The sequence below is a fragment of the Streptomyces sp. NPDC050085 genome, from assembly GCF_044460595.1.
In the GTDB taxonomy this organism is placed as follows: Bacteria; Actinomycetota; Actinomycetes; order Streptomycetales; family Streptomycetaceae; genus Streptomyces.
The window spans coordinates 550931-576570 of the sequence record NZ_JBITJZ010000001.1; the positions used below are offsets into that span (position 1 = coordinate 550931).

At 71.9% G+C, this 25640-nt stretch carries 21 protein-coding genes; 9 read left to right on the top strand and 12 right to left on the bottom strand.

Features of this window, described 5'->3' with window-relative positions; genetic code table 11:
- Positions 1–23: 23 nt before the first annotated feature.
- Positions 24–329 carry a 4a-hydroxytetrahydrobiopterin dehydratase gene (locus tag ACIBUY_RS02260; protein ID WP_365578961.1) on the bottom strand — a complete coding sequence of 102 codons (306 nt, stop codon included), beginning with the start codon at positions 327–329 and terminating at the stop codon, positions 24–26.
- Positions 330–368: 39 nt separating this feature from the next.
- On the opposite strand from ACIBUY_RS02260, the gene ACIBUY_RS02265 reads away from it, so the two are divergent.
- Positions 369–1172 carry a helix-turn-helix domain-containing protein gene (locus ACIBUY_RS02265; protein ID WP_399151456.1) on the top strand — a complete coding sequence of 268 codons (804 nt, stop codon included), beginning with the start codon at positions 369–371 and terminating at the stop codon, positions 1170–1172.
- Here the strand turns inward: ACIBUY_RS02265 and ACIBUY_RS02270 are convergent.
- Positions 1154–1594 (bottom strand): hypothetical protein, encoded by a 441-nt coding sequence (locus ACIBUY_RS02270; RefSeq protein WP_365578965.1) that lies wholly within the window; start codon positions 1592–1594, stop codon positions 1154–1156. The two genes, ACIBUY_RS02265 and ACIBUY_RS02270, sit on opposite strands and share 19 nt — an antisense overlap.
- A gap of 183 nt (positions 1595–1777) precedes the next feature.
- Here ACIBUY_RS02270 and ACIBUY_RS02275 point away from each other — a divergent pair, with 183 nt between their 5' ends.
- From ACIBUY_RS02275 to ACIBUY_RS02295, 5 genes are read left to right on the top strand one after another with little or no spacing between them, the layout of a single operon-like run.
- Positions 1778–5461 (top strand): nitrate reductase subunit alpha, encoded by a 3684-nt coding sequence (locus ACIBUY_RS02275; RefSeq protein ID WP_399151457.1) that lies wholly within the window; start codon positions 1778–1780, stop codon positions 5459–5461.
- A gap of 4 nt (positions 5462–5465) precedes the next feature.
- Positions 5466–7118 carry a nitrate reductase subunit beta gene (gene narH / locus ACIBUY_RS02280; protein ID WP_365578969.1) on the top strand — a complete coding sequence of 551 codons (1653 nt, stop codon included), beginning with the start codon at positions 5466–5468 and terminating at the stop codon, positions 7116–7118.
- Positions 7115–7714, top strand: a complete 600-nt coding sequence (narJ, locus tag ACIBUY_RS02285; RefSeq protein ID WP_365578971.1) for a nitrate reductase molybdenum cofactor assembly chaperone — start codon at positions 7115–7117, stop codon at positions 7712–7714. The genes narH and narJ overlap by 4 nt, the downstream gene beginning before the upstream one ends.
- A complete protein-coding gene (gene narI, locus ACIBUY_RS02290; RefSeq protein ID WP_365578973.1) occupies positions 7711–8433 on the top strand; it encodes a respiratory nitrate reductase subunit gamma in 723 nt (240 codons plus the stop codon). The genes narJ and narI overlap by 4 nt, the downstream gene beginning before the upstream one ends.
- Positions 8434–8455: 22 nt before the next feature.
- Entirely contained in the window at positions 8456–9319 is an 864-nt protein-coding gene (locus ACIBUY_RS02295) for a helix-turn-helix domain-containing protein (RefSeq protein ID WP_399151458.1), read from the top strand.
- Positions 9320–9375: 56 nt separating this feature from the next.
- On the opposite strand, the gene dnaK is transcribed toward ACIBUY_RS02295, so the two are convergent.
- The 4 genes from dnaK to ACIBUY_RS02315 form a co-directional block, all read right to left on the bottom strand.
- Positions 9376–11214 carry a molecular chaperone DnaK gene (gene dnaK, locus ACIBUY_RS02300; protein WP_365578977.1) on the bottom strand — a complete coding sequence of 613 codons (1839 nt, stop codon included), beginning with the start codon at positions 11212–11214 and terminating at the stop codon, positions 9376–9378.
- Positions 11215–11330: 116 nt separating this feature from the next.
- The gene (locus ACIBUY_RS02305) at positions 11331–11756 is read right to left on the bottom strand and encodes an OsmC family protein (protein ID WP_365578979.1); all 426 of its coding nucleotides are present in this window, start codon (positions 11754–11756) and stop codon (positions 11331–11333) included.
- A 55-nt stretch (positions 11757–11811) separates the two neighbouring features.
- Positions 11812–13611, bottom strand: a complete 1800-nt coding sequence (locus ACIBUY_RS02310) for a hypothetical protein (RefSeq protein WP_399151459.1) — start codon at positions 13609–13611, stop codon at positions 11812–11814.
- Entirely contained in the window at positions 13608–14669 is a 1062-nt protein-coding gene (locus tag ACIBUY_RS02315) for an ATP-binding protein (protein ID WP_399151460.1), read from the bottom strand. Before ACIBUY_RS02315 ends, ACIBUY_RS02310 begins: the two co-directional genes overlap by 4 nt.
- Before the next feature lie 217 nt (positions 14670–14886).
- Between ACIBUY_RS02315 and ACIBUY_RS02320 the strand changes: the two genes are divergently transcribed.
- Positions 14887–16524, top strand: coding sequence for a DUF6345 domain-containing protein (locus ACIBUY_RS02320; RefSeq protein WP_365578985.1), 1638 nt, complete (start codon positions 14887–14889; stop codon positions 16522–16524).
- A gap of 188 nt (positions 16525–16712) precedes the next feature.
- Here the strand turns inward: ACIBUY_RS02320 and ACIBUY_RS02325 are convergent, their stop codons facing one another.
- The 3 genes from ACIBUY_RS02325 to ACIBUY_RS02335 form a co-directional block, all read right to left on the bottom strand.
- On the bottom strand, positions 16713–18107 hold the full coding sequence (locus ACIBUY_RS02325) for an amino acid permease (protein WP_399151461.1): 1395 nt from the start codon (positions 18105–18107) through the stop codon (positions 16713–16715).
- A gap of 88 nt (positions 18108–18195) precedes the next feature.
- A complete protein-coding gene (locus ACIBUY_RS02330; protein WP_399151462.1) occupies positions 18196–20310 on the bottom strand; it encodes a phage holin family protein in 2115 nt (704 codons plus the stop codon).
- A gap of 79 nt (positions 20311–20389) precedes the next feature.
- On the bottom strand, positions 20390–20806 hold the full coding sequence (locus ACIBUY_RS02335; protein WP_365568111.1) for a hypothetical protein: 417 nt from the start codon (positions 20804–20806) through the stop codon (positions 20390–20392).
- A gap of 82 nt (positions 20807–20888) precedes the next feature.
- Between ACIBUY_RS02335 and ACIBUY_RS02340 the strand changes: the two genes are divergently transcribed.
- Both ACIBUY_RS02340 and ACIBUY_RS02345 read left to right on the top strand, forming a co-directional pair.
- The gene (locus ACIBUY_RS02340; RefSeq protein WP_365568114.1) at positions 20889–21665 is read left to right on the top strand and encodes an MBL fold metallo-hydrolase; all 777 of its coding nucleotides are present in this window, start codon (positions 20889–20891) and stop codon (positions 21663–21665) included.
- Complete coding sequence (locus ACIBUY_RS02345; RefSeq protein WP_365568117.1) at positions 21662–22300, top strand: DedA family protein; 639 nt, start codon at positions 21662–21664, stop codon at positions 22298–22300. The genes ACIBUY_RS02340 and ACIBUY_RS02345 overlap by 4 nt, the downstream gene beginning before the upstream one ends.
- Here the strand turns inward: ACIBUY_RS02345 and ACIBUY_RS02350 are convergent.
- The 3 genes from ACIBUY_RS02350 to ACIBUY_RS02360 all read right to left on the bottom strand — a co-directional run bounded on the left by ACIBUY_RS02350 (position 22280) and on the right by ACIBUY_RS02360 (position 25576).
- Entirely contained in the window at positions 22280–23329 is a 1050-nt protein-coding gene (locus ACIBUY_RS02350) for an MBL fold metallo-hydrolase (RefSeq protein WP_365568119.1), read from the bottom strand. The two genes, ACIBUY_RS02345 and ACIBUY_RS02350, sit on opposite strands and share 21 nt — an antisense overlap.
- Positions 23326–24639, bottom strand: a complete 1314-nt coding sequence (locus ACIBUY_RS02355) for an aminotransferase class I/II-fold pyridoxal phosphate-dependent enzyme (protein ID WP_399151463.1) — start codon at positions 24637–24639, stop codon at positions 23326–23328. Before ACIBUY_RS02355 ends, ACIBUY_RS02350 begins: the two co-directional genes overlap by 4 nt.
- Positions 24640–24829: 190 nt before the next feature.
- Positions 24830–25576: an ANTAR domain-containing protein gene (locus tag ACIBUY_RS02360; RefSeq protein WP_365568125.1), complete on the bottom strand. Its 747-nt coding sequence runs from the start codon at positions 25574–25576 to the stop codon at positions 24830–24832.
- Positions 25577–25640: the final 64 nt, after the last annotated feature.

Consider the following 25640-nt stretch of genomic DNA (forward strand, 5'->3'; position numbering starts at 1 on the left):
TTAGGGGGTGTCCGGGGAGAAGATCACGTCGCGCCGTGGCCGGGGGCCAACTCCTCCACCCTTCGGGCCAGTTCGAAGTCCTTCACCGTCACGGCGCCGCCCGCGTCGTGCGTGTTCACGGCGAGGGCAACGGTGTTGTAGCCGAGGGTGAGGTCGGAGTGGTGGTTCAACTCCTCCTGTGTCTGGGCGATGTGCACGACGAGGGCGGTCGCCGCGAAGTGCGAGCCCAGGCGGTAGGTGCGGGTGATGCGGGCGCCGTCGAGCGACCAGCCGGGCAGTTCGGCGAGGCGGTCCTCGATCTCCTTCTGGGAGAGCGGTTCTGTAGGCATGCCTCCAGCGTGCCACCGACCCCGGGTTACGGTCTCCCCATGACAACTGCGGCGCGCAAGAACACGTCCGAAGTGGGCCGGCTGTTGCGCGGTTGGCGCGAGCAGCGGCGGGTCAGTCAGCTGGACCTCGCGCTGCGCGCGGACTCGTCGGCGCGGCACATCAGTTTCGTGGAGACGGGCCGCTCACGCCCGAGCGAGGAGCTGATCCTGCGCCTCGCCGAGCACCTCGACGTACCGATGCGGGACCGCAACGCCCTTCTGCTGGCGGCGGGTTACGCTCCCCGGTTCACCGAGACCCCGCTGGACGACCCGTCGATGGGCGCGCTGCGGGAGGGCCTGGAGCGGCTGCTGCGCGGGTACGAGCCGTATCCGGCGCTGATCGTCGACGCGACGTACAACGTGGTGGCGGCGAACCGCGGCATCGCGATGCTGATGGCGTCCCTGCCCGAGGACCTCCTCGCCCAGCCGCTGAACGCGATGCGGCTCACCCTGCACCCGCGCGGCCTCGCGCCGCGGATCCGCAACCTGCGGGAGTGGCGCGGGCACCTGCTGGCCCAGATGGAGCGGCAGATCGCCCTGGCCCGCTCGGACGCGCTGCGGGAGCTGTACGAGGAGGTCGCGGCGTACCCGGTCCCGGCGGACTCGGGCTCCGAACCGGCCGAGCCCGTACCGTATTTCGCGCTGCCGATGGTGATCGAGCACGAGGGGCACGTGCTGTCGTTCGTGTCGTCGATCTCGACGTTCAACACGCCGATGGACGTGACGGTCGCCGAGCTGGCCGTCGAGACGCTGCTCCCGGCCGACCCGGCGACGGTCAAGTTCCTTCAGTCCGAGGTGAGTTGAGACCGGGCGGCGCGCAGGGCCGCGTGCTGGAGCGCGGCGAAGGCGGCGACGGTCACGGCTTGCAGCGGCACCCACACGGTCCCTGCCGTGCTCGGTGACAGCCAGGCGAACAGCGCGATGAGACTGAGCGCCGCCCAGGTCAGGTTGGCCTCGACGACGACCCGCACCCCGAGGACGGGCGGGCTGCTGCGCGCCGCGAGGGCCGCGACCGCGATGCCGTAGGCGACGAGGAGGGCACCGAGGCCGAGGAGCAGCCCGCGGTCGACGCCGAGGAAACGGCCGAGCGGGCCGGACGCGGCGACGTAGGCGAGGCCGTTGCCGGTGGTGACGGCCGCGTCCAGGGCCAGGAACCGGCGCAGCCAGGTGCGGCCGTGCACCGACGTGTTCGGGACACCGGTCGTCGACGTGGTGGTGGCGGACATGCGATCACTCTCCGTGGTCGGTGGGGCGGTCTCGTGCTCCGTCCCCCCGAGGATGTCCGCGGCCGGGCCGCCCGTCGATTACGCCCCGGGTAATGGCGCGGGCACCCGTACGGCCCTCGCCCGCAGGTGGCATCGCTCCCCCGCCCCTAGCGTGCGAAGGACGGGACAGCGAGGGAGCACACGGTGACAGACACGACGCGCACCCCGAAGGAGCCGGCCGCGCCGCTGCTCGGCGCGGGGCGGTTCTTCACGCGCGGCAAGGCCGCCCCCGACCTGCACAGCGTGCAGATCAAGGGCGGCCGGGACGGCGACGTGTTCTACCGGGACCGGTGGAGCCACGACAAGGTCGTGAACTCGACCCACGGCGTGAACTGCACCGGCTCGTGCCGGTGGAAGGTGTACGTCAAGGACGGCATCATCACGTGGGAGACCCAGCAGACGGACTACCCGAGCGTGGGCCCCGACCGTCCCGAGTACGAGCCGCGCGGCTGCCCGCGAGGAGCGGCCTTCTCCTGGTACACGTACTCCCCCACCCGCGTGCGCTACCCGTACGTCCGGGGCGTCCTCCTGGAGCTGTACCGGGAGGCGAAGGCCCGCCTCAAGGACCCGGTGCTCGCGTGGGCCGACATCCAGAACGACCCCGAGCGGCGCCGGAAGTACCAACTGGCGCGCGGCAAGGGCGGGTTGGTGCGGGCCACGTGGGACGAGGCGGTCGAGATCGTCGCCGCCGCGCACGTGCACACCATCAAGACGTACGGGCCCGACCGCGTCGCGGGGTTCTCGCCGATCCCGGCGATGTCGATGGTGTCGCACGCGGCAGGGGCCCGGTTCATGTCGCTGATCGGTGCGCCCATGCTGTCGTTCTACGACTGGTACGCCGACCTTCCCGTGGCCTCGCCGCAGGTCTTCGGCGACCAGACGGACGTACCGGAGTCGGGTGACTGGTGGGACGCCGCGTATCTGATGATGTGGGGCTCGAACGTCCCCGTCACGCGGACGCCCGACGCGCACTGGATGGCCGAGGCCCGCTACCGGGGCCAGAAGGTCGTCGTCGTGGCGCCCGACTACGCGGACAACGCCAAGTTCGCCGACGAGTGGCTGCACCCGCACCCCGGCACCGACGGCGCGCTCGCCCTGGCCATGGGGCACGTGATCCTCAAGGAGTACTTCGTCGACCGGGAGACGCCGTTCTTCGCGGACTACGTGAAGAAGTACACGGACCTGCCGTTCCTGGTGACGCTGGAGGAGAAGGACGGCGGGTACGTCCCGTCGAAGTTCCTGCGCGCCTCCGACCTCGGGCAGAGCGACGAGGGCGCCGAGTGGAAGACCGCCGTCCTCGACGAGGCGACCGGTCGACCCGCAGTCCCGAACGGCTCGCTGGGCTTTCGCTGGACCGAATCCGGCAAGGGCAAGTGGAACCTCGAACTGGGCAACATCCGCCCGCAGTTGAGCCTGCACGGCAGCGAGGTGGCGACCGGCGTCGAGGTCCTCCTGCCCCGCTTCGACACCGACGGCGGCACGCACGGGCAGGGCCGCGGCGAGATCGTCCGCCGCGGCGTCCCGGCGACCCGGCTCGGCGGGGAAGGACCGCTGGTCACCACCGTCTTCGACCTGCTGCTCGCCCAGTACGGCGTCGGCCGCGACGGGCTGCCGGGGCAGTGGCCCTCGTCGTACGAGGACGAGGACGCGCCCGGTACGCCGGCCTGGCAGGAGCTGCACACGTCGGTGCCCGCCGCCAAGTGCGTGAAGATCGCCAGGGAGTTCGCGGGCACGGCCGAGAAGTCGCGCGGCCGCTGCATGATCCTGATGGGCGCCGGGACGAACCACTGGTTCCACTCCGAGACGATCTACCGGGGCTTCCTGTCCCTGCTCCAGCTCACCGGCTGCCAGGGCAGGAACGGCGGCGGCTGGGCGCACTACGTCGGGCAGGAGAAGTGCCGGCCGGCCACCGGCTGGGCCTCGCTCGCCTCCGCGAACGACTGGTCGCGGCCGCCGCGGCAGATGATCGGCGCCGCGTACTGGTTCCTCAACACCGACCAGTGGCGCTACGACAAGTTCGGCGCCGACGTGCACGCCTCGCCGCTCGGCAAGGGCGCCTTCGAGGGGATGACGGGCGCCGACTGCGTGGCCCTGTCGGCCCGTTCGGGCTGGATGCCGTCGTACCCGACGTTCGACCGCAACCCGCTGGACCTCGGCGAGCAGGACGTGGCCGCGACCGTCGGCGAACTCAAGGCGGGCTCCCTGAAGTTCGCCTGCGAGGACCCGGACGCGCCGGAGAACTGGCCGCGCGTGCTGACCCTGTGGCGGGCCAACCTGCTGGGCTCGTCGGCCAAGGGCGCCGAGTACTTCACCAAGCACCTGCTGGGCACGCACTCGAACCTGCGGGCCGAGGAGGCGGGCCCCGGGCAGCGGCCCACGACGGTGACCTGGCGGGACGAGGCCCCCGAGGGCAAGCTCGACCTGCTGCTCTCCCTCGACTTCCGGCAGACGTCGTCGACGCTGCTCTCCGACGTCGTGCTGCCCGCGGCGACCTGGTACGAGAAGCACGACATCGCCTCCACCGACATGCACCCCTACGTGCACTCGTTCACCCCGGCCGTGGACCCGCCGTGGCAGGCCCGCTCGGACTTCGACACGTTCAAGGCGCTCGCGAACCGGCTCAGCGAGCTGTCCGTGGACCATCTCGGCGTGCGCAAGGACCTGGTGGCGGCGCCGCTGCAGCACGACACCCCGGGCGAGACCGCGCAGCCCGGCGGCGTCGTCCTCGACTGGCGCAAGGGGGAGTGCGAGCCGGTGCCGGGCAGGACGATGCCGAACCTGGTCGTCGTCGAGCGCGACTATACGGCGATCGGCGCGAAGTTCGCCGCGCTCGGCCCGCTCGTCGAGCAACTGGGCCTGCCCGCCAAGGGCATCGCGCTCAAACCCGACCAGGAGGTCGAGCACCTGCGGGAGTTGAACGGCACGGTGCGCGGCGGCCCCGCCGACGGGCGGCCGATGCTCGACACCGCGATCAAGGCCGCGAACACCATCCTCGCCCTGTCCGGCACCACCAACGGCCGCCTCGCCACCCAGGGCTTCCACACCCTGGAGGCCCGCACGGGCCAGGGCATGGCGCACCTGTCGGCGGAGCACGAGGGCAAGCGCATCACGTACGCGGACACGCAGGCCGCGCCCGTGCCGGTGATCACCTCGCCGGAGTGGTCGGGCAGCGAGTCCGGCGGCCGCCGCTACACGGCGTTCACGCTCAACACCGAACACCTCAAGCCCTGGCACACCTTGACGGGTCGTCAGCACTTCTTCATCGACCACGACTGGATGCACGAGCTGGGCGAGGCGCTGCCCGTGTACCGGCCGCCGCTCGACATGAACCGTCTCTTCGGCGAACCGACGCTCGGCCCCGACGGGGAGAAGGAGGTGACGGTCCGCTACCTCACCCCGCACAACAAGTGGTCCATCCACTCCGAGTACCAGGACAACTTCTTCATGCTGGCCTTGTCCCGCGGCGGCCAGTCGATCTGGATGTCCCCGCAGGACGCCGACGCGATCGGAGTCAAGGACAACGAGTGGATCGAGGCGGTGAACAGGAACGGTGTCGTGGTGGCCCGCGCGATCGTCTCCCACCGCATGCCGGCCGGCACGGTCTACATGCACCACGCGCAGGAGCGCACGGTGGGCGTCCCGAAGGCGGAGACCAACGGCCGCCGCGGCGGCATCCACAACTCCCTGACCCGGGTCCTGATGAAGCCGTCCCATCTCATCGGCGGCTACGCCCAGTTGTCGTGGGCGTTCAACTACCTGGGCCCGACGGGCAACCAACGCGACGAGGTGACGGTCATCCGCCGCCGCTCGCAGAAGGTGGAGTACTGAACCCATGCGCATCATGGCTCAGATCGCGATGGTCATGAACCTCGACAAGTGCATCGGCTGCCACACCTGCTCGGTCACCTGCAAGCAGGCGTGGACCAACCGCAACGGCATGCAGTACGTCTGGTTCAACAACGTGGAGACCCGCCCGGGGCAGGGCTATCCGCGCCGCCACGAGGACCAGGAGAAGTGGAAGGGCGGCTGGGAGCTCAACAAGAAGGGCGCCCTGAAGCTCAAGCAGGGCGGCCGCATCAAGTCGCTCCTGGAGATCTTCTCCAACCCGAAGCTGCCCGAGCTGAAGGACTACTACGAGCCCTGGACGTACGACTACAAGAACCTCACCGACGCCCCGCTCGGCGACGACTACCCGGTGGCGCAGCCCCGTTCGCTGATCACCGGCAAGCCGATGAAGATCGAGTGGTCCTCGAACTGGGACGACAACCTGGGCGGCGCCACCGAGTACGGCGATCTCGACCCGATGGTGGAGAAGACCCGCCAACAGGCACGTCAACAGGCACGTCAACAGGCATCGGACAAGGTGAAGTTCGCGTTCGAGCAGACCTTCATGTTCTATCTGCCGCGCATCTGCGAGCACTGCCTCAACCCGGCGTGCGCGGCCGCCTGCCCCTCGGGCGCGATCTACAAGCGCGCGGAGGACGGCATCGTCCTGGTCGACCAGGACAGCTGCCGCGGCTGGCGCAAGTGCGTGACCGGATGCCCGTACAAGAAGGTCTACTTCAACCACCGCACCGGCAAGGCCGAGAAGTGCACCATGTGCTACCCGCGCCTCGAAGTGGGCCTGCCGACGGTCTGCTCGGAGACCTGCGTGGGGCGGCTGCGCTACCTCGGCGTCATCCTCTACGACGCCGACAAGGTGACGGCGGCGGCCGAGACCGAGGACGACAAGGACCTGTACGAGGCCCAGTTGGGCGTCTTCCTCGACCCGGAGGACCCGGGGGTGCAGCGCGCCGCCGAGGAGGCGGGCATCCCGTTCGACTGGATGGAGGCGGCCCGCCGCTCCCCCGTGCACGCGCTCATCAGCAAGTACAAGGTGGCGCTTCCGCTGCACCCGGAGTACCGGACGATGCCGATGGTCTGGTACATCCCGCCGCTGTCCCCCGTCGTCGACGCCCTCAGCGAGACGGGCCACGACGGTGAGGACCACGAGAACCTGTTCGGCGCGATCGACACCCTGCGCATCCCCCTCGAGTACCTGGCGGAGATCTTCACCGCGGGCGACGTGGGCCCGGTCCGCTCCTCCCTGGAGAAGCTCGCGGCGATGCGCTCGCACATGCGGGCCATCAACCTCGGTGACCTGCCGGACGGTTCGATCGCCGAGTCGGTCGGCATGTCGGGCGTCGAGATCGAGGAGATGTACCGGCTCCTGGCCGTCGCGAAGTACGAGGACCGGTACGTGATCCCGACCGCGGCGATCGGTGACGCGCAGCGCCTGGAGGAGTCGGCGCTGCCCGACAACTGCTCGCTGGAGTACGAGGACGGGCCCGGCATGGGCGGTGAGGGTCCCTTCGGCGGCGACTCCGGTGCGACCACGAGCGGCGGGCGCAAGCTGCTGCCGGTGGTCTCGGTGGAGACCTTCCACCTCACCAAGGAGCGGCAGACCGCCGACAAGGAGGACGACCAGGAGGAGAAGCTGCCATGACCGACCGGACCTCCCTGCTGTACCAGGCGGCCGCGCTGTGCCTGACCTATCCGGACGCGGAGCTGTACGAGCGGCTGCCCCTGGTGCGGGCCGCGGCGCCGGAGCTCGCCCCGTTCGTCGACCACGCCGAGGCGGTCGGCGCACAGGAACTGGCGGCGCACTACGTCCAGGTCTTCGACTTCAAGAACCGGCACAGCCTGTATCTGACCTGGTGGCGCGACGGTGACACCCGGCGGCGCGGCATGTCCCTGGTGGAGATGAAGGAGACGTACCGCGCGCACGGCCTGGAGTTCACCGGCGAGGAGCTGCCGGACTTCCTGCCCGCGGTCCTGGAGTTCTCCGCGCAGGCCGGACCGTTCCTCCTGGAGGAGCACCGCAGCGGCCTCGAACTGCTCCGCATCGCGCTGACCGAGCACGGCACCGCGTACGCGGGCGTGCTCGACTCCGTGTGCGGGACGCTGCCGGGGCCCTCGCCCAAGGACCGGGCGGCGGCGCTCGCACTGGCGCGCAACGGGCCGCCGCGCGAGGAGGTCGGCCTCGAACCCTTCGGCTTCCGCGAAGAACTGCCTCTCCTGGTCAAGGAGCACGCCCCGTGAACACGCTTCTCTGGGGCGTCCTGCCCTACGTAGTCGTCGTCCTCCTGGTCGCCGGACTGATCTGGCGCTACCGCTACGACAAGTTCGGCTGGACGACGCGCTCCTCCCAGGTCTACGAGTCGAAGCTGCTGAACATCGCCTCGCCGATGTTCCACTACGGCATCCTGTTCGTCCTCGCCGGACACCTCGTCGGCCTGTTCGTCCCGATGTCGTGGACGTCGAACCTGGGCATCAGCGAGCACACGTACCACCTGCTGTCGCTGTGGGGCGGCACGTTCGCGGGTGCCCTCGCCGTGCTCGGCATCGCCATGCTCGTGCTGCGCCGCCGCATCAACACCCCGGTCTTCAAGGCGACCACGCGCAACGACAAGGTCATGTACGTCTTCCTGCTGGGCGCGATCGTCCTCGGCATGACCGCCAAGCTCACGCACGCCTCCGGCGACGGCTACAACTACCGCGAGACGATCGGCCCTTGGGCCCGCAGCCTGTTCACGCTCAGCCCGGACGTGTGGCGCATGGACGGTGTGCCGGTGCTGTACCTCGTTCACGCAGTGGTGGGCATGCTCCTGATCGCGCTGGTACCGTTCACCCGGCTCGTGCATATGTTCAGCGCGCCGGTGCAGTACCTGTTCCGACCGTACGTGGTCTATCGCAGCCGCGATCCGAAGCAGTTGGCGTCGCGGCCGGAGCGACGGGGGTGGGAGCGCACCGGCTCATAGCCGTCTTGGGGGGCGTGGAGAGGTGAGTGAACGGCGTCCTGCCCCGACGGTGGGCCAGGTCGTCCTCGGCCGACGCCTGCGCGATCTGCGGGAGGCCGTGGGACTCAAGCGCGACGAGGCGGCCCGCTCCCTGCGGGTCACCGGGGCGACGATCCGCAGGATGGAGACCGCCGAGGTCGCCCTCAAGATCCCGTACGTGCAGATGCTGTTGGAGCTGTACGAGGTTCCCGAGGCGGAGATCGAGGCGTTCGTCGCGCTCGCCGAGGAGGCGAACCTGCCGGGCTGGTGGCAGCGCTTCCACGACGTGCTGCCCGAGTGGTTCAGCCTGTACGTCAGCCTGGAGGGCGCGGCCGAGCTGATCCGCTCGTACGAACCGCACTTCGTGCCGGGCCTGTTGCAGACCGAGGAGTACGCGCGGGCCGTGTTCGACGCCGGCACGGTGGGCCGCTCGCAGCCGGACGAGATCGAGCGGCACGTGTCGCTGCGCATGGCGCGCCAGTCGCTGCTCACCCGGGAGGACGCGCCGCACCTGTGGGTCGTCATGGACGAGACGGTGCTGCGGCGTCCGCCGGGCGGCCCCGCCGTGCTGCGCGGGCAGCTGGACCGCCTGATCGAGGCGGCCCGACTCCCGCACGTCACGCTCCAGATAGCCGAGTTCGCCTCGGGCCCGCACCCCGGCACGTTCGGCCCGTTCACCCTGTTCCGCTTCCCGGTGCGGGAGCTGCCTGACATGGTGTTCAGCGAGTACGTCACGGGGGCGCTGTACCTGGACTCGCGCGAGGAGGTGGGCGTGCACCTGGAGGTGCTCGACCACCTGGTGGCGCAGGCGGCGGGAGCGGAGCGCACCGTGGAGATCCTTGAGAAGTGGCGTACGCGCCTGAATTGAAACCCCTCCGGCGATTGAGGAGCGGGGTCCGGGGCTCAGCCCCGTGAGCTCAGCGGCTACGAGGCCGTACCTTTCTCGTCGTCGACGATCTCCGCATCCACCACGTCCTCCTTCGGGTCTTCAGAGGGGGTACTCTCCGCCCCCGCCCCCTGGTACATCGCCTGCCCCACCTTCTGGCTGACGGTGGCCAGTTTCCGCACCCCCTCCCTGAGGGCGTTCGTGTCGGTCGGGTCCGCGGCGAGGACGCCCTTCAACTCCTCTATGGCGGCGTCGACTTCGCCGCGCACCTCGGACGGAACCCGTTCCTCGTTGTCCCGCAGGAACCGCTCCGTCTGGTACACGAGCTGCTCCGCCTCGTTGCGGGCCTCGGCGGCCTCGCGGCGCTTGCGGTCCTCGTCGGCGTGCGCCTCGGCCTCCCGCATCATCCGGTCGATGTCGTCCTTGGGCAGCGCCGAGCCGCCGGTCACGGTCATCTTCTGCTCGCGCCCGGTGGCGAGGTCCTTCGCGGAGACGTGCATGATCCCGTTGGCGTCGATGTCGAAGGTGACCTCGATCTGCGGTACGCCGCGCGGCGCGGGCGGCAGCCCCGTCAGGTCGAAGACGCCGAGCTTCTTGTTGTAGGCGGCGATCTCCCGTTCGCCCTGGAAGACCTGGATGCCGACGGAGGGCTGGTTGTCGGTGGCGGTGGTGAAGATCTCCGAACGCCTCGTCGGAATGGTCGTGTTGCGTTCGATGAGCCGCGTCATGACGCCGCCCTTGGTCTCGATGCCGAGGGACAGCGGCGTGACGTCGAGCAGCAGGACGTCCTTGACGTCGCCGCGGATGACACCGGCCTGCAGGGTCGCGCCGAGGGCGACCACCTCGTCCGGGTTGACGCCCTTGTGCGGGTCCTTGCCGGTCAGCTCCCGTACGAGTTCCGTGACCGCGGGCATGCGCGTGGAACCGCCGACGAGGATGACGTGGTCGATGTCCTTCAGCTCGATGCCCGCGTCCTGCACGGCCTGGTGGAACGGCTTCTTGCAGCGGTCGAGCAAGTCCCCTGTCAGTTCCTGGAACTGAGCCCGCGTCAGCTTCTCGTCGAGGTGCAGGGGGCCTTCGGCGGACGCCGTGATGTAGGGCAGGTTCACCGTCGTCTCGCTCGACGAGGACAGCTCGATCTTCGCCTTCTCGGCGCCCTCGCGCAGCCGCTGCAGCGCCATCTTGTCCTTGGCGAGGTCGATGCCGTACGCGTTCTTGAACTGCTGCACGAGATGGTCGACGACCCGCTGGTCCCAGTCGTCGCCGCCGAGCCGGGTGTCCCCGTTGGTCGCCTTGACCTCGATGACGCCGTCGCCCATCTCCAGGAGCGAGACGTCGAACGTGCCGCCGCCCAGGTCGAAGACGAGGACCGTCTGCTCGTCGCCCTTGTCGAGGCCGTAGGCGAGGGCGGCGGCGGTCGGCTCGTTGATGATGCGCAGCACCTTCAGCCCGGCGATCTCGCCGGCCTCCTTGGTGGCCTGCCGCTGCGCGTCGTCGAAGTAGGCGGGCACGGTGACGACGGCGTCGGTGACGTCCTCGCCGAGATAGGACTCCGCGTCGCGCTTGAGCTTCTGCAGGACGCGGGCGGACAGTTCCTGGGCGCTGTAGCGGGCCCCGTCGATGGCGCCGCTCTCGGGGAAGTGCCAACTCCCGTCGCCCATGTGGCGTTTGACGGAGCGCGCGGTGCGCTCCACGTTCGTGACGGCCTGGCGTTTGGCGACCTCGCCGACCAGGACCTCCTTGTTCTTGGCGAAGGCGACGACGGAGGGGGTGGTGCGCGCGCCCTCCGCGTTGGCCACGACGGTGGGCTCACCGCCCTCCAGTACGGCCACCACCGAGTTCGTCGTGCCGAGATCGATACCGACCGCACGCGCCATGACGTGCCCCCTGTCCCATGAGTAGGCCCGCTCAAGTCGTTCTGCATTCCGGGTTGTCCGGAAATCCAGCACAAAACTTGAGCGGGCCTACGTCAAGGGGGCGGACGGGCCCGCGATCAGGCGAGCTTGGCCGTCAGCGAGATCGTCGTGCCCGTGAGCGCCTGACTGACGGGGCAGTTCTTCTTGGCGTCCTCGGCCGCGGCCTGGAAGCCCTGCTCGTCGAGGCCGGGCACGGTGCCCTCGACCGTGAGGTGGATGCCGGTGATGCCCTCACCGGGCTGGAACGTCACGTCCGCGGAGGTGACCAGCTTGGTGGGCGGCGTACCGGCGCCGGACAGGCCGTGCGAGAGCGCCATGGAGAAGCAGGACGAGTGCGCGGCCGCGATCAGCTCCTCGGGGCTGGTCTTCCCGTTCGCCTGCTCGGCGCGGGACGGCCAGGACACCGGCTGCTCGCCGATGCCGGAGGAGTCGAAGGTGACGACGCCGTTGCCCTCGAGAAGGGTGCCTTCCCACACGGTGTGTGCGGAGCGCGTGGTTGCCACGGTGGAGTTCCTTTCGGATGCGGTTGTCTCTGCCCCCATCCGATCACATCCGCCTTCATTGCACCTGGAACACGGGCCCACGCGCCGTGAACGGCAGCCGGGCGCCCCGCGGGACCAGATAGGCGTGCTCCCTCGGCACCCGCAGCACGTCGCACTCGCCGTCGGTGATGATCAGCAGCGGGGCGGCCGCCGGGAAGTCGTCGGCGCGGCGCAGCAGGTCGATGCCGGGCTGCAGGACCGTGCCGCCGCGTCCCCTGATCCGCACGCGGTTCGCGATCTCCGTCGCCGGGAGGTATCCGGCGTCGTACGGGCTCGCGTCGCAGAAGACGACGCGGGCGGCCGGTACGTCGCGGGCCTGCGCGTACGAGGCGATCGCGCCGAGTGCCTTGCCGAGCAGCGTCCGGCTCATCGAACCGGACGTGTCCAGGACGACGCCGAACGTGCAGCGGGCGATCTCCTCGGGCGGGAAGGAGCGGCCCGCGCGCGGGATGTCGGGCGTGGAGGCCTGGCGGCGCGCCGGGCGGGCGTAGCTGCGCACGGGCTCGGGCCGGGGCACGAACTCGTCGAACCAGCGGGCCAGTTGGGCGTCCCACGGCACCGGCGGGTGGGCGAGCGCGCGGATCTCCTCGACGAGCCCGAGCGGCAGCAGCCCGCGCTCCTGCTGGTGGTGCAGGTCGAGGCCCTGGGCGAGGCCGCGCCGGTAGAACTCGTCGAGGTCCACGAAGTCCCTTACGGGGCCGAGCGGTTCACCGAGGATGTCGCCGCGCCCCTTGCCGCGCAGCGTCGCGAGGCGGCGCCGCGTGCGCAGGTCCCCGGCGATCCGGTCGTACACCTCCTCGGTGGACAGGCCGCTCAGCTCCGGGTCGTGCAGCAGCCCTTCGGGCATCTCGCCGATCCGCATCTCGCGCAGCCAGCCGTTGATGACGTAGTCGGCGGCGACGTTGAAGAGGTACGGGTCGCGGGCGCCGCGCCGGTCCCCGTGGCGCAGGGCGGCGTGCAGCATCTCGTGGCCGAGGATGAAGCGCCACTCGTCGTCGGTGTGGCGCTTGAGGGGATTGACGTAGATCTCACCGAGGTCCGCGTTGACGGCGGCGACCGAGATGTCGTGGGCGCGGGCGAGCTCCGCGTCGGCGACGAGGGTCATGCCCGCGGCGATGCCGCCGAGCAGCGGGTACGACGACACGAACCAGCCGAGCGCGCGCCCCCAGGGCCTCAACGGCACGCGCTCGCCCGTGAGTTCGTCACGCCGGCCGCCCGCGACGTCCATGGCGGCGGACATCGTACGGGTGAGGGCGTGCGCGAAGGCCGTCTGCCAGTCGGGGGCCCGGCCGTGTCCTGGCCAGGGCGTCAGGAGCTGGTCGGGGGCGGGCCCGCCCGCACCGCAGTGGGCGTACGCGGGCGGGATGCCGTCGCGGCGCCAGCGCGCGGCGAGCTGCTCCTCGTCGCCGCCGGGGAACACGGCGGGCAGCCCCTCCGGGGGCCGTCCGACCGGGAACGTCTGCTGGAAGCGGTGCACGACGACGCAGCGGGCCGCCAGCTCGTACGCGTCCGGCTGCACGCGCTCGCCCTGCGCGGCCGGGACGTGCCCGAAGCCCAGGTGGAGCAGGCAGTGCGCCAACGCCCAGGCCCACTCGGCGGGTTCGGCCCGGCGGGTGGGGTGGACGTGGACGCAGCCGTCGGAGTCGACCAGGGCCCAGCCGTGCTCGGGCACCACGCGGCAGCCGGTGCGGCAGAACCGTACGTCCATCGAGTCGAGCGCGGGGTTGGCCCGCACCATCCCAAGTCCCTTGAGATAGGCCTCGGTTGCGGGATCGGGCCGCTGCTGCGCGTCCTTCTGCTTCCGTGCGCGGTTCATCGGCGGGCCGCCACCAGGCGCGGCATGTCACGGGCCGCCTCCACCAGGAACCACGCGGGCAGCAGCGGATTGCCGTCGGCGTCGTCGGCGATGACGGTCTGCGCGACCTCGACGGAGATCTCCGCGAGCTGTACCAGCAGGGACTTGGCGCGGTACGCGGTCTGTCGGACCGACGGCGAGGCGTGGTCCTTGGACGCCGGGAGGTCCTTGGCGAGGCGGCCGCGGAACGAGTCGGCGAGGTAGTACAGCAGGTCGCGGTCCTCGACGCGGTGCGGCCAGCGGGCGTCGCCCTTGAGGATCGCGTCCAGGCCGAAGCGGCTGCGGACGATCTTCACGTAACCGCAGAACGCGACGGCGTGCGCGGGCGTGAGCATGCCGTGGGCGAGGACCTTCAGGGTGTCCTCGTCGAGCGCAGGACCGAAGGAGTGCAGGGCGTCGCTGAGCATGTGCCACGAGCGCGGCGTGGAGAAGGGCTCCTCGGTCTTCGGCGGCTTCGACCACAGGTGGTCGGGCCGGTCGGTGAGGTGGTCCTGGATCCAGGGGTGGATGTCGGCGCCCGCCGCCCAGCCGAGCCAGTCGCTCGCGGAGGCCGTCAGGTGGACGTGCGCGAGCCGGTTGACCAGGGCCGAGGCGATGGGCCGGGCCAGGGCGTTGTCCGTGGCGCGGTTGCCCGCGCCGATGACGATGGAGCCCTCGGGCAGCTCGTAGTTCCCGATCCGGCGGTCCAGGATCAGCGAGTAGAAGGCCTTCTGCACGTCCGGCGTCGCCGCGTTCAGCTCGTCGAGGAACAGGCAGTACGGCTCGTCGCGCGCGATGGCCTCGGGCGGGCAGAACACCGAGCGCCCGTCGCGGATCTGCGGCACCCCGATCAGGTCCTCGGGCGCCAGCTGCGTACCGAGCAGGCTCACGCACTCGAGCCCCAGGGAATCGGCGAAGGCGCGCACGAGCGACGACTTGCCGATGCCGGGCGCACCCCAGAGGAAGACCGGCCGCACGGTCGCGAGACCGAGCAGCAGCTCCGGGATGCGGGAGGGGGTGACCGTGACGGCGGCCTGCACGTAGTGACTCCTGGAAGGGTGAGCGGGAGGTGAGCGGAAGGGAAGGGCGGGGCGCGCAGAGTGCGCGGCGTCCCGTGCGACCAGTGTGACCTGCAGCGTTCGCTCACGCAGCCGATTTTCCCGGGGCTCCCACATGGCCGGAAAGCGCGCTGGGCAAGCCGCGACGACGGTGACACTTTGAGGCCCCCAACTCTGGGGATTCGCAGGGGGTTTGGCCATGCGCATGATCTATTCGGACCGCGGTCCGTCACCACTGGAGACCGGGAAGCCCGGCGCGGCCGACCGCGACTCGACGTTCGGCTGGTGGGGTGCGTTCAGCATCCAGAAGTTCGTGAACCAGAACCCGCTCTCGCACACGCACGAGGACGCGACGGGCTGGCTCGCGTATCTGCAGCAGTTCTACGACCGCAACTTCTGGTTCGCCGACAGCGGCGTCCAGGTGTGGGCGTACGAGGAGACGTACGACAACTGGCAGGACCGGTACGGCGTGGACGCGGTCGTCGCCGTCTACCACTCGGGCCACGGCGGCATGGACGGCAACGGGGTGTTCTTCGCGCCGCTCGGCGCGACGTGGGACAACCGCTCGGACGCGGTGTCCAACCGGATGGCCTTCGGCAACGAGCGGGCCAACTACGTGTTCTGGTCGACGTGCAACTCGCTGCGCGTCCTGGACGGGCACTCCCCCGTCCGCACCTGGGCGGGCCCCAACCTGGGCTCGCGGATGATCTTCGGCTTCGAGACGACGAGCATCGACAGCGGCGACTACGGCAAGAAGTTCTGGGAGAAGTGGCGCGCGGGCCAGACCTACTGCGACGCGTGGCTCAACGCGAGCTGGGACATCTACCACGGGCAGGCCCCGTCGGTCGCCGCCACCGGCGCCACCCAGGCCGAGGCGCAGAACCGCCTCAACTCCGAGCGCAACTTCTACCGCGAGCACGTCTCCGACGCCTGGTACGCCTGGCGCTGGTACTACGCGCGCGAAGGCCTGCGCGACCCGCTCACCCAGGCGCCGCCCGAGCCGCAGATCGTGCAGCTCACGCCGCGCAACCCCGGGCAGGAACTCACCGAGCTCGGGCAGCTCGCGCACTTCCCGCAGGCCGCTCTGCAGGAGGTCCAGGTCGAGCGGCAGGGCGTGCTCAGCGCCAACTCCGGCGACCGGTTCGTGTCGACGGCGCCGGGCGCGGTGCGCTGGGTGAAGCTCGCCGAGGCCAACCACCGCAACACCCGCAGGCTCGCGACCGAGCGTGCGGTCGAGCTGGCCCGGCAGTTCGTGGAGCAGCACGCGCAGACCACGGGCGGCGCCGAGCTGGTCGTCGACGGCGTGCACGACCTGATGCAGAACTCCGGCAAGAAGGACGGCTCCCAGATCGGCGAGCCCGTGTCGCTGCAGACGCACGTCACGTTCCGCCAGGCCTTCGGCGGCGTCCCGGTGATCACTCCGGGTCGCGGCGAGTTCCGGGTGGCCCTGGACAACGACGGCACGGTGGTCCAGGCGACGCTGTCGACGCGGCAGCCCACCGGCGAGACGCGCACCCCGAGCTCGGCGGTCGCGCCCCCGTCCGGCAAGGGCAAGGCGGCCATGGCCTCACCGGGTGCACGCGACCCGCGCCAGGCCCTGGACGAGGCGCAGCAGCGGCGCATCGCGCATCTGACGGCGATGGCGGCCGACGGGGAGCGCTCCGCGGCCGACATCGAGGCGCAGCTGGAGGTCAGGGACGTGCCCGGGACGTTCGAGGTGGGCTACGAGGTGGAGGGCAACGAGGCGTATCCCGCTGCGCGGAAACTGGTGGAGCTGGGTTCGCGTGACTCCATGTACAAGAAGCTGAGGTGGATCGTGGCGCCGCTTGCGCGGTGACGTCTGCCGGGCCGCGCTTTCGTACGCGGCTGCGGCCCGGTGGGGGCTGGTCGCGCCCCGCGGCGGAGCCGCTAGTGACACAGCCCCGCGCCCCTGAAGGCTTGCGGCTACGCCGCTTGCCTTCAGGGGCGCGGGGAACTGCGCGCAGCAGGACCACCGGCCGGCACTCGCCGACGAGACCACCGGAGTTACGGCGACCAGGCGGCAGCCCGCTGCTTGCGCGCGGCCATCCACGCGTACACGAGCACGCCCACGAAGAGGAACAGCACACCCTGGTACACGGCCGCATACCCCGCCCCGCCGACCAGCCACATCGAGAAGCCGAACGCGGCCAGGGCCAGGGCCATGTCCCGCACCAGGCGCGAGCGACGGACACGGTGGCCCTGGCCCGACAGCAGGAAGTAGATCTGCGCGGCGGTGGCCAGCAGGTAGGGGACGGTGGCCGTGAACGTCGTCACGAGGACGAGGGTCTCGAAGACGCCGCTGGAACCGGCGGTGTAGTTGTAGATCGTCAGCAGCGAGGCGAGCGTGACGGCCACGATCACGCCGAACGTCGGAACACCGCGCCGCTTGCGCTCGAACGCGGCAGGGAACAGCCCGTCCTTGGCCGCGGCGTACGGGGTCTGGGCGCTGAGCAGCGTCCACCCGTTGAGCGCGCCGACCATGGAGACCAGCGCGGCGACCGCGACGGCGGTGCCGCCCCACGTGCCGCCGAACATCGCGTTCACGGAGTCGGAGAACGGCGCCGTGGAGTTCACCAGCTCGTCGTGCGAGACGGTCCCGAACACGGCCACCGTGCACAGCAGGTAGAGCAGCGCGGCAAGCCCCGTACCGAGGACGGTCGCGCGTCCGACGTTGCGCTGCGGGTCGCGGACCTCGCCGGCGCTCACGGACGCGGACTCGACGCCCAGGTAGCTGAAGAGCAGGATCGCGGCGGACGCGGAGACGGCGCCGAGCGCGGAGTCGCCGCTCGCCCGGAACGGGCCGAGGTTGTCCGCCTGGAAGAAGAAGAGCCCGCCGATCGCGACGAGCAGCAGCGGCGCGAACTTCAGGACGGTGGAGACCAGTTGGACCGCGCCGACGTACCGCGTCCCGGCGAGGTTGGCGAGCGCGGGCAGCCACTGGCACATCAGGGCGGCGACGATCGTCCAGAACGTCGAGCCGTGGATGGGGAGCAGCACGTCCAGGTAGCCGACGGCGGCGACGGCGAGCGCGGCGTTCGAGACCCAGGTGGTGATCCAGTACGACCAGGCGGCGAGGAACCCGGCGAAGTCGCCGAAGGCCTCACGGGCGTAGACGTACGGGCCGCCGGTCTGCGGGTGCCGGTTCGCGAGGCGGCCGAAGACGAGGGCGAGGGCGATCGCGCCGACCGTGAGGACGCCGAAGGCGACGAGCGCGATCGTGCCGTACGGGGCCACGGACGCGGGGAGCAGGAAGATGCCGCCGCCGATGATGTTGCCCATGACCAGGGCCGTGGCGATGGGGAGGCCGAATCGGCGGGCGTGCCGGGAGTCGTCCTGGTGGTCGCCCGGTGAGTCGCCGGCGGCCGGAGCCGTGGTGTCCGCGGTTCCGGAGTCGTGCATGGGGTGGTGCGCCTCTCGGTCGTGCTGAGCCGTCACGGGATCGCCGGGCGGCGCTCCATGGTCGGGTGGGCGGGCGGCCCACTCCAAATCATGCGGATTTGTCCTGCGTGTGCGGGGGCGACACCGCAAAAGATCCGATCTCGGCGTCCTGCTCCGGGGAATTCTCCAGCGGGATCTGCGGGCCGCGGCCCTCGCGCAGCCAGCGGCGCAGGATCCGGTGCACCTCCTCGGCGCCGACGAGGTCACAGCCCTCCGCGACCGGCTCGGACAGGGCCACCGGAGAGAGCAGGAACGGACGGCCCTGCGCACCGCCGAGGCCGCCGTGCGAGCCGATCTGCTCCTCGAACGCGAGCACCTCGCCGTCGACGGGGTCGTACCAGGAGTTGACCATGATGTCGGCGGTGTGCGGGAAGGAGTCGGTGCGGCGCACGGCGTCGGCGGCGCCGGGCCCGAAGTCGGCCAAGGGGCCCTGCCCGTCGGCGAGTTCGGCGATCGGGACCTCGATGCCGCGGGCGCCGAGGACGACCGCGCCGTGCTCCTCACTGCGTACGAGGAGGAAGCCGATCCCGGGGTGGTTGGCGAGGGTCGCGAGCAGCGCCGGGTGGCGGGCGTCGAGCTCCTCCTTGCTCATGCGGTGGTGCACGTCGGGGAAGGAGACGAGGCCCAGGTTGCCTGAGGCGAGGACGACCGGCTCGCTGCGCCGGTCCTTGGCGGTGCTCTCCTCCCCCGTCTCGACCGGCCGGTGCAGCGCGGCCCGCACGGCGGAGCGGGCCTCGGCGCCGCTGTGGGTGCGGCGGGCCTTGCGCGGCACGGGCAGGCCGCAGCCCGCGCGCACCAGGTTCTGCAGGGTGAGGCCGTAGCGGGCGTGGAAGGTCTCGCCGGGGCTCTGGCCGTGGTCGGACAGGACGACGATGCGGTACGGGCGCGGAGCGTGCTCGACGACCTTCTCGATCAGCGCGAGGGAGCGGTCGAGGCGCTCGAGGACCTTCTCGGCGTCGCGGCCGAACGGTCCCGAGTGGTGCGCCACTTCGTCGTAGGCGACGAGGTCGGCGTAGACGGCGCTGCGGCCGGCCAGCAGGTCACCGATGACGGCCGCGACGACGACGTCCCGCTCGACGACGGTCGCGAAGGCCCGGATGAAGGGGTAGAGGCCGCCGCGGCCGATGCGCGGGCGCCTGCGGCTGAGCCGCGCGTGGGTGGACTGGCCGATCTCGCGGCCGACCTCGGCGAAGAAGGAGAGGGCGGTGCGCACGGCGTTCGCGGGGTCGGAGAAGTACGCGAAGTATCCGGCCCTCGACCTGTTCTCCTTGCCGCGCCGGGCCGCCACGGAGAGCACGAGGGCGACCTCTTCGGCGCCGCCGCTGAACAGGTTGCCGCGGCTCGCGCCGTCCAGGGTGAGCAGGCCGCCGTCGCCGGTGCGCTCGATGGCGCGGCGCTGCAGTTCGGCGGCGCTGGTGGGGCGGTTGGAGACCTGGATCTCGCCGGTGTCCTTCTCGTACCAGCGGAAGGCGGGCACGTCGTGGTTCGAGCCGTGCAGGATGCCGAGCTGGCTCGCGCCGGTCTGGCTCGACCAGTCGGTGCGCCACGGCGTGAGGCGGTGGCTGCCGTCGTGCAGCCAGCCGCGGACGGTGGGCATGACGCCGTCGCGGGCGGCGCGGCGCAGCACCTCGTGGCCGACGCCGTCGAGCTGGAGGAAGACCGTGCCGGGGGTGGGCGGGCAGGCGTCGGCGCCCTCGTCCTTGCGGCGTCGGCGGTCGGCGAGCCGGTACAGGCGGCGCCGGTACGCGTCGTCGTCGCGCACGGCGAGCGCACCGCCGGTCGCCGAGGCGACGGCCGACATCACCGCGGCGACGACAACCGCGGTCTCCGGGCCGGCCTCGCCGCGGCCGTCGGGGATCAGGCGCAGGGCGAACAGGAGCAGCGCCCCGTTCAGGAAGAAGACGACGAGGCCGAGGACGAGTGCCGGGACGAGGAGGAGGGCACGGACGAGAATCGGCCATACCAGGGCCGACAGGACCGCGAAGGCTCCGGCGCCGAGCGCGGCGGTGGTCGCGACGCGGGTGGCGCTGTCCCCGTTGTCGGACTGGAGCTGGAAGTCGGGCAGGATCCCGGCCAGGATCAGCATCGTCACGGTGCTCGCCGCCCAGACCGTCAGCGAACGCCACGCGATGCTCGCCATCCGTCTCCATCGGCCTGCGCCCATGTCTCCGGCTCCCCTCGCCCGCACTGTCGTCACGCCAGGGTTTCACACGTTTTGCGCGGGTCGTGGTCGACGGGTCCGGCTAGCAGCCGTCGTACCCCGCGGTGGGCATCGACAGGCGGCGGTGGACGCGTGCCTTCATCTCCGCGCTGTACGACGGCTCGGCGAGGCCGGCCGTCTCCAGGCGCACGCCCCGTCGCGCGCACTCCGCCGAGAACGCGTCGACCGAGCTCAGTGCCGCGCGCAGGACGCGGTCGCACGGGGCCACGAAGACGTCGACGAGGCCCGCGTCCACGTCCGTCCACAGCACCTCGTGGTCCGGGCGCAGGGCGTGCACGAGGAGTTCGCGGGTGATCACGTAGCCGCGCTCGGCGGCCCAGCGGGCACACATCGCGTGCTGGCTGCGCGAGTCCACCAGGAACGGGTCCTCGTCAAGATCCGCGAGCGGCGTCAGACTGGCGATCGCCGCCACCCTGACCTCCCGGTCGGCTGCGCCCATGGTGTCCCCCTCACCTCAGCTTTCGGCGACGACCCTACTCCTGCACGTAGGCTCGGGGCAGTCGCACGCAAGGAGGCAACGGGTGCCGGTGGAGATCACCTGGTGGGGTCATGCCACCTGCACGGTCGAGGATTCGGGCACCCGGGTACTCACCGATCCGCTCTTCGCCCGGCGTCTGGCGCATCTGCGCCGGCGCCGGGGCGCGCCCCCGCCGCCGAGCGCCGCCCGCGCCGACGTGGTGCTCGTCTCGCATCTGCACGCCGACCACCTCCACGTGCCCTCGCTCGCCCGGCTCGCGGCGGGCACCCGGGTCCTGGTGCCGCGCGGCGCCGCGCGCGCCGTGCCCGGTCTGCGCAGGCTGGGCGGGCGGCTGCACATCACCGAGGTCGAGGCCGGGGCCCGTATCGAGGTCGGGGGCGTCGCCATAAGGGTGGTGCCCGCCGAGCACGACGGGCGGCGGCTGCCGGTGGGGCCGCACCGGTCGCCCGCGCTCGGTTACGTCGTCAGCGGCGAGGCCCGTACGTACTTCGCGGGCGACACCGGCCTGTTCGACGGCATGGCCGACGCCGTGGGCGAGGTCGACGTGGCGCTGCTGCCGGTCGGCGGGTGGGGGCCGTATCTCGGGCCGCACCACCTCGATCCGGCGCGCGCGGCGGAGGCTCTGGCCCGCCTTGCGCCGCGCAGTGCGGTGCCGGTGCACTACGGGACGTTCTGGCCGATCGGGATGGACGCGGTGCGGCCGCACGAGTTCCACACGCCGGGCGAGGAGTTCGTCCGGCAGGCGGCGCTGCGCGCGCCCGGTGTGGCCGTGCACCGGCTCGGGCACGGCGAGAGCGTCCGTCCCGAGGTGGCGAGATGAGCGGGATGGTTCTCGCCGCCGTGGCCCAGGTGCCGCCCGAGTCGACCCAACAGGCCGTCGGCTACCCGTCGTTGTTCCTGCTCGTCGCGATCGGCGCGCTGGTGCCGGTGATCCCGACGGGTGCGCTGGTGAGCTCCGCGGCCGTCGTCGCGTTCCACCAGTCCGCGCCGTACTCGCTGCTGCTGGTGTTCGTGACCGCCGCGCTCGCCGCGTTCCTCGGGGACATCGCTCTGTACTGGCTGGGCCGGCGCGGGATGCGGTCGAAGAACGGGTCGAAGTGGCTGGAGGCGATCCGGTCGCGGGCGCCCGAGGAGCGGCTCGCGCAGGCGCAGGACAAGCTCGCCGACCACGGGGTGATGGTCCTCGTCCTGTCCCGGCTCGTGCCCGCGGGGCGGATCCCGGTGATGCTGGCGTGCCTGATGGCGAAGATGCCGCTGCGGCAGTTCGCGCGCGGTGACGTTCCGGCGTGCCTGGCGTGGGCGGTGACGTACCAGGTCATCGGGATTCTCGGCGGCTCCCTGTTCAAGGAGCCCTGGGAGGGGGTCGTCGCGGCGGTCGCGCTGACCGTGCTGGTCGGCGCGGCCCCGATGGTGTGGCGCAGGGTGCGGCGGGCGTCAGGCAGTCAGCACGCGTGACGCGCCGACCGGCAGGTCCCAGAGCGCGGCGCGCGGCAGTCCGGCCCGGTCCCAGGCGGCCCGCAGCCGGACGAGCGGCTCCATGACCGGCTCGGCGGAGAGCAGGAACGTGGCCCAGTGCATCGGCGCCATGATGCGCGCGCCGACGTCCTGCGCGGCCCGCACGGCGTCCTCCGGGTCGCAGTGCACGTCCTGCAGCCACCAGCGCGGGTCGTAGGCACCGATCGGCAGCAGGGCGAGGTCGATGCCGGGGTAGCGGGCGCCGATCTCGGAGAACCAGTGGCCGTATCCGGTGTCACCGGCGAAGTAGATGCGCTGCCCCTCGCGGTCGGTGAGGACCCAGCCGCCCCACAGGGTGCGGCAGGTGTCGGTCAGTGAGCGCTTCGACCAGTGGTGCGCGGGGACGAAGTCGAACCGGACCCCGTGCAGTTCCGCCGCCTCCCACCAGTCGAGCTCGGTGACACGCGTGAAGCGGCGCCGGGTGAACCAGCGGCCGAGGCCCGCGGGAACGAACACGGGCGTGTGGCGCGGGAGCCTCTTGAGGGTGGGCCAGTCCAGGTGGTCGTAGTGGTTGTGGCTGATGACGACCGCGTCGACCGGCGGCAGCGCGCTCCAGGCGACGCCGACGGGGGTGATCCGGGCCGGGGTGCCGAGGATCTTGCGGGACCAGACCGGGTCGGTGAGGACGGTGAGGCCGCCGATGCGGACGATCCAGCTGGCGTGGCCCGCCCAGGTGACGGCGGCGGTGCGGGCGTCGACGTCGGGCAGCGGGCCCGGCTCGAACGGCAGGTGCGGGATGTCGGCGAGGCCCTCGGCGCCGGGCCTCACCTTGCCCTCGCGGGCGAACCGGGCGAAGGCGCGCAGGCCGGGCAGCGGTGCGGTCAGCCGGTCCGCGAAGGACCGGGGCCAGCGGCGCGGTGCGCCGGTGGTGGTGCCTCCCCCGCCGAGCGGCCGCGGCTCGACGGGGGACTCGAGGGACGCGGTGGCATCAGCTCGCTGTGCCGTGGTCGATTCGGACGCCTGGGTCATCGCTCGGACTCCCATCCTTCGCCTGCCGCTGTGCTGCCTTCCGTGCTCACCGGTCCCACGCTCGCACGGAGGTCCTCGAGGGCCGATCCCACTACGGTCAACTGGCGCACCACGTGCGGCAATTCCAGCGGCGCCGACGAGGTGAGAGACGCCCCGCGCTCCTCGGGGGTTGACCCGAGCAGCGGCCCCGTCGACAGCCGGAAGCGCAGCGCCGCCGGGTCGTCGCCGAAGCGGTGCCCGCCGGGGGCCGGCATGCCCAGGAGTTCGGTGAGCAGGTCCTCCAGGTCCTGGGCGTCGCTGACCCCGTGGGCGGCGAGCGGGTGGCGCAGCGGGGCCAGGTCGACGTAGAGGTGGCGGCCCGCGCGCGGCGGCCTGGCCAGGCCGCCGTGCCCGAGGACGACGCCGTGCGCGGCCGCGGCGACCAGGGCGTGCAGCCGCGCGGCGGCGGTGCGGCGCTCCGTGACGTCGTCGCTCTCGTTGAGGACGTACGTCGCCGCGGCCGCGACCGGGGCCGCGAGGACGGCGCCGGTCGCGGTGAGGAAGTCGAGTGCGCGGGCGGCGAGCCGGTCGCCGCGCGCGGTGGGCGGGAAACGGGCGCAGGCCGCGGGCAGCGACGGCGGCAGGAACGCGCCGGTCAGCTCGGTCAGTACGGTGACGTGCGCGGGGAACATCTCGGCGGGGCTGAACAGGACGGTGTCCGCGCCCGGGTGCAGGGTGTCGCGCCAGGTCTCGTCGCTCACCACGTGCAGGCCCTCCCCCACGGCGGCCTCCACCGCCTCGTGCAGCACCTCGGGCGGCGGCACCGTCGCCGTCGGGTCGTCGGCGACGGACAGGACGAGCAGCCGGGGGTTGCCGCCCTCGGCCCTGACGCGGCGGACCGTCTCCAGGAGGGCGTACGGGTCGGGCACTCCGCCGCACTCGGCGGGGGTCGGCACGTGGAACACGTCGCGGCCCAGGAGTCTGGCCTGCGGCACCCACCAGGCCGGGCAGGGGCGTGGCACAAGCACGTCGCCGCCGAGCGCGGCGGTGAGCGCGAGCAGCAGGGGTGCGCCGCCCGGGGCCGCGATCAGCCGCCCGCGTTCGGCCGCGAGTCCCCGGCGCTGCCAGTAGCCGCGGGCCGCCTCCAGGAGGGCGGGCGACCCGCCGGGCGGCTCGGCGTGCGGGCGTCCTGCGGCCGAGGCGACGACGCCCGCGAGCTCGGGCAGGACGGGCAGTCCCGGCTCGGGCAGGGGCGGGCCGTAGCGGACGGGGCCGCGGCTCTCGCGCACGGGGCGGCGTGCGCCGTGGGCCGTGGGGTCCGATGGCCGCATGCTGCCTCCGTGCCGTGTGTCCGTCGCCGCGCGGGTGGTGCGCTGCCTGCCCCCAGCGTCACATCCGTCCGGGAACCTGGCGCGCCGTACTGCTGCCCGGTGCGTACCCGTGGGGTGGGCGGGACAGACGAGTGGCCCGGCGCGGGGACTGCGCCGGGCGGGTGACGGACGGGGGACGGGGCGGGCCGGGTCAGCGCGTGAGCGCGGCGAACTCCCGCTCCAGGCCGCGTCCGCGCCGCTCGACGACGGCGGACGCCACGTCGGCCAGTTTCCGGTTGCTGGTCTGCGAGATGCGGCGCAGCACGGTGAACGCGTCGTCCGGGTCGCAGGCCAGCACGTGCATGACGATCCCGCACGCCTGGTCGACGACGGGCCGCGAGCGCAGGGCCGCGCCCAGCTGGTCGAGTTCGGTCAGCGCCTGCTGGTACGAACGGTCGCGGACCAGGCAGGTCGCCGCGAGACCCCCGAGTGCGTGGACGGGCCCGTGACCGGCGTCGCGCAGCGCGCCGGCGCGGAAGCTGTAGAGGCTGAGGGTGACGGTGAGGTCGGCGCTGCGGAACGGGATGGTCACGCTGGAGCGCACCCCGGAGTCGAGGGCGAGGGCCCGGTAGTCGGGCCAGCGGCGGTCGCTGAGGAGGTCGGTGGCGTCGACGGCCTGGCCGCGCTGCTCGGCGGCGGGGATGGGGCCCTCGCCGGAGCGCAGTTGGACGGAGGCGAGGGCGGCCAGGTCGGGGTGGGTCGCGGCGGACGGGTGCTCGTCGCTGCCGTCGGTCACGGTGGCCACGGCGCCGCAGCAGTCGGCGGTGCAGCGGACGGCCTCCTCGGCGAGTTCGGAGAGCCTGCGGGCGGGCAGACCCGCTTCGGCCGCCTCCGGGGCGGGGTGGGGCGAGGTGCGGGTGATGTTCACATGCGGGGCGGACGGGTCGGTCTTGCGCATCGGGAACGCCTCCTCGTTGTTCCGGCTTCCCCGGGTCGGCCTCGGAAAACGGCTGGGCCCGGTA

Excerpts from the sequence above, each read along its gene's own strand:
- ACIBUY_RS02260 (WP_365578961.1), bottom strand. The coding sequence starts at position 329 with ATGCCTACAGAACCGCTCTCCCAGAAGGAGATCGAGGACCGCCTCGCC.
- ACIBUY_RS02265 (WP_399151456.1), top strand. The coding sequence starts at position 369 with ATGACAACTGCGGCGCGCAAGAACACGTCCGAAGTGGGCCGGCTGTTG.
- ACIBUY_RS02270 (WP_365578965.1), bottom strand. The coding sequence starts at position 1,594 with ATGTCCGCCACCACCACGTCGACGACCGGTGTCCCGAACACGTCGGTG.
- narH (WP_365578969.1), top strand. The coding sequence starts at position 5,466 with ATGCGCATCATGGCTCAGATCGCGATGGTCATGAACCTCGACAAGTGC.
- narJ (WP_365578971.1), top strand. The coding sequence starts at position 7,115 with ATGACCGACCGGACCTCCCTGCTGTACCAGGCGGCCGCGCTGTGCCTG.
- dnaK (WP_365578977.1), bottom strand. The coding sequence starts at position 11,214 with ATGGCGCGTGCGGTCGGTATCGATCTCGGCACGACGAACTCGGTGGTG.
- ACIBUY_RS02310 (WP_399151459.1), bottom strand. The coding sequence starts at position 13,611 with ATGAACCGCGCACGGAAGCAGAAGGACGCGCAGCAGCGGCCCGATCCC.
- ACIBUY_RS02320 (WP_365578985.1), top strand. The coding sequence starts at position 14,887 with ATGCGCATGATCTATTCGGACCGCGGTCCGTCACCACTGGAGACCGGG.
- ACIBUY_RS02325 (WP_399151461.1), bottom strand. The coding sequence starts at position 18,107 with ATGCACGACTCCGGAACCGCGGACACCACGGCTCCGGCCGCCGGCGAC.
- ACIBUY_RS02330 (WP_399151462.1), bottom strand. The coding sequence starts at position 20,310 with ATGGGCGCAGGCCGATGGAGACGGATGGCGAGCATCGCGTGGCGTTCG.
- ACIBUY_RS02335 (WP_365568111.1), bottom strand. The coding sequence starts at position 20,806 with ATGGGCGCAGCCGACCGGGAGGTCAGGGTGGCGGCGATCGCCAGTCTG.
- ACIBUY_RS02345 (WP_365568117.1), top strand. The coding sequence starts at position 21,662 with ATGAGCGGGATGGTTCTCGCCGCCGTGGCCCAGGTGCCGCCCGAGTCG.
- ACIBUY_RS02350 (WP_365568119.1), bottom strand. The coding sequence starts at position 23,329 with ATGACCCAGGCGTCCGAATCGACCACGGCACAGCGAGCTGATGCCACC.
- ACIBUY_RS02355 (WP_399151463.1), bottom strand. The coding sequence starts at position 24,639 with ATGCGGCCATCGGACCCCACGGCCCACGGCGCACGCCGCCCCGTGCGC.
- ACIBUY_RS02360 (WP_365568125.1), bottom strand. The coding sequence starts at position 25,576 with ATGCGCAAGACCGACCCGTCCGCCCCGCATGTGAACATCACCCGCACC.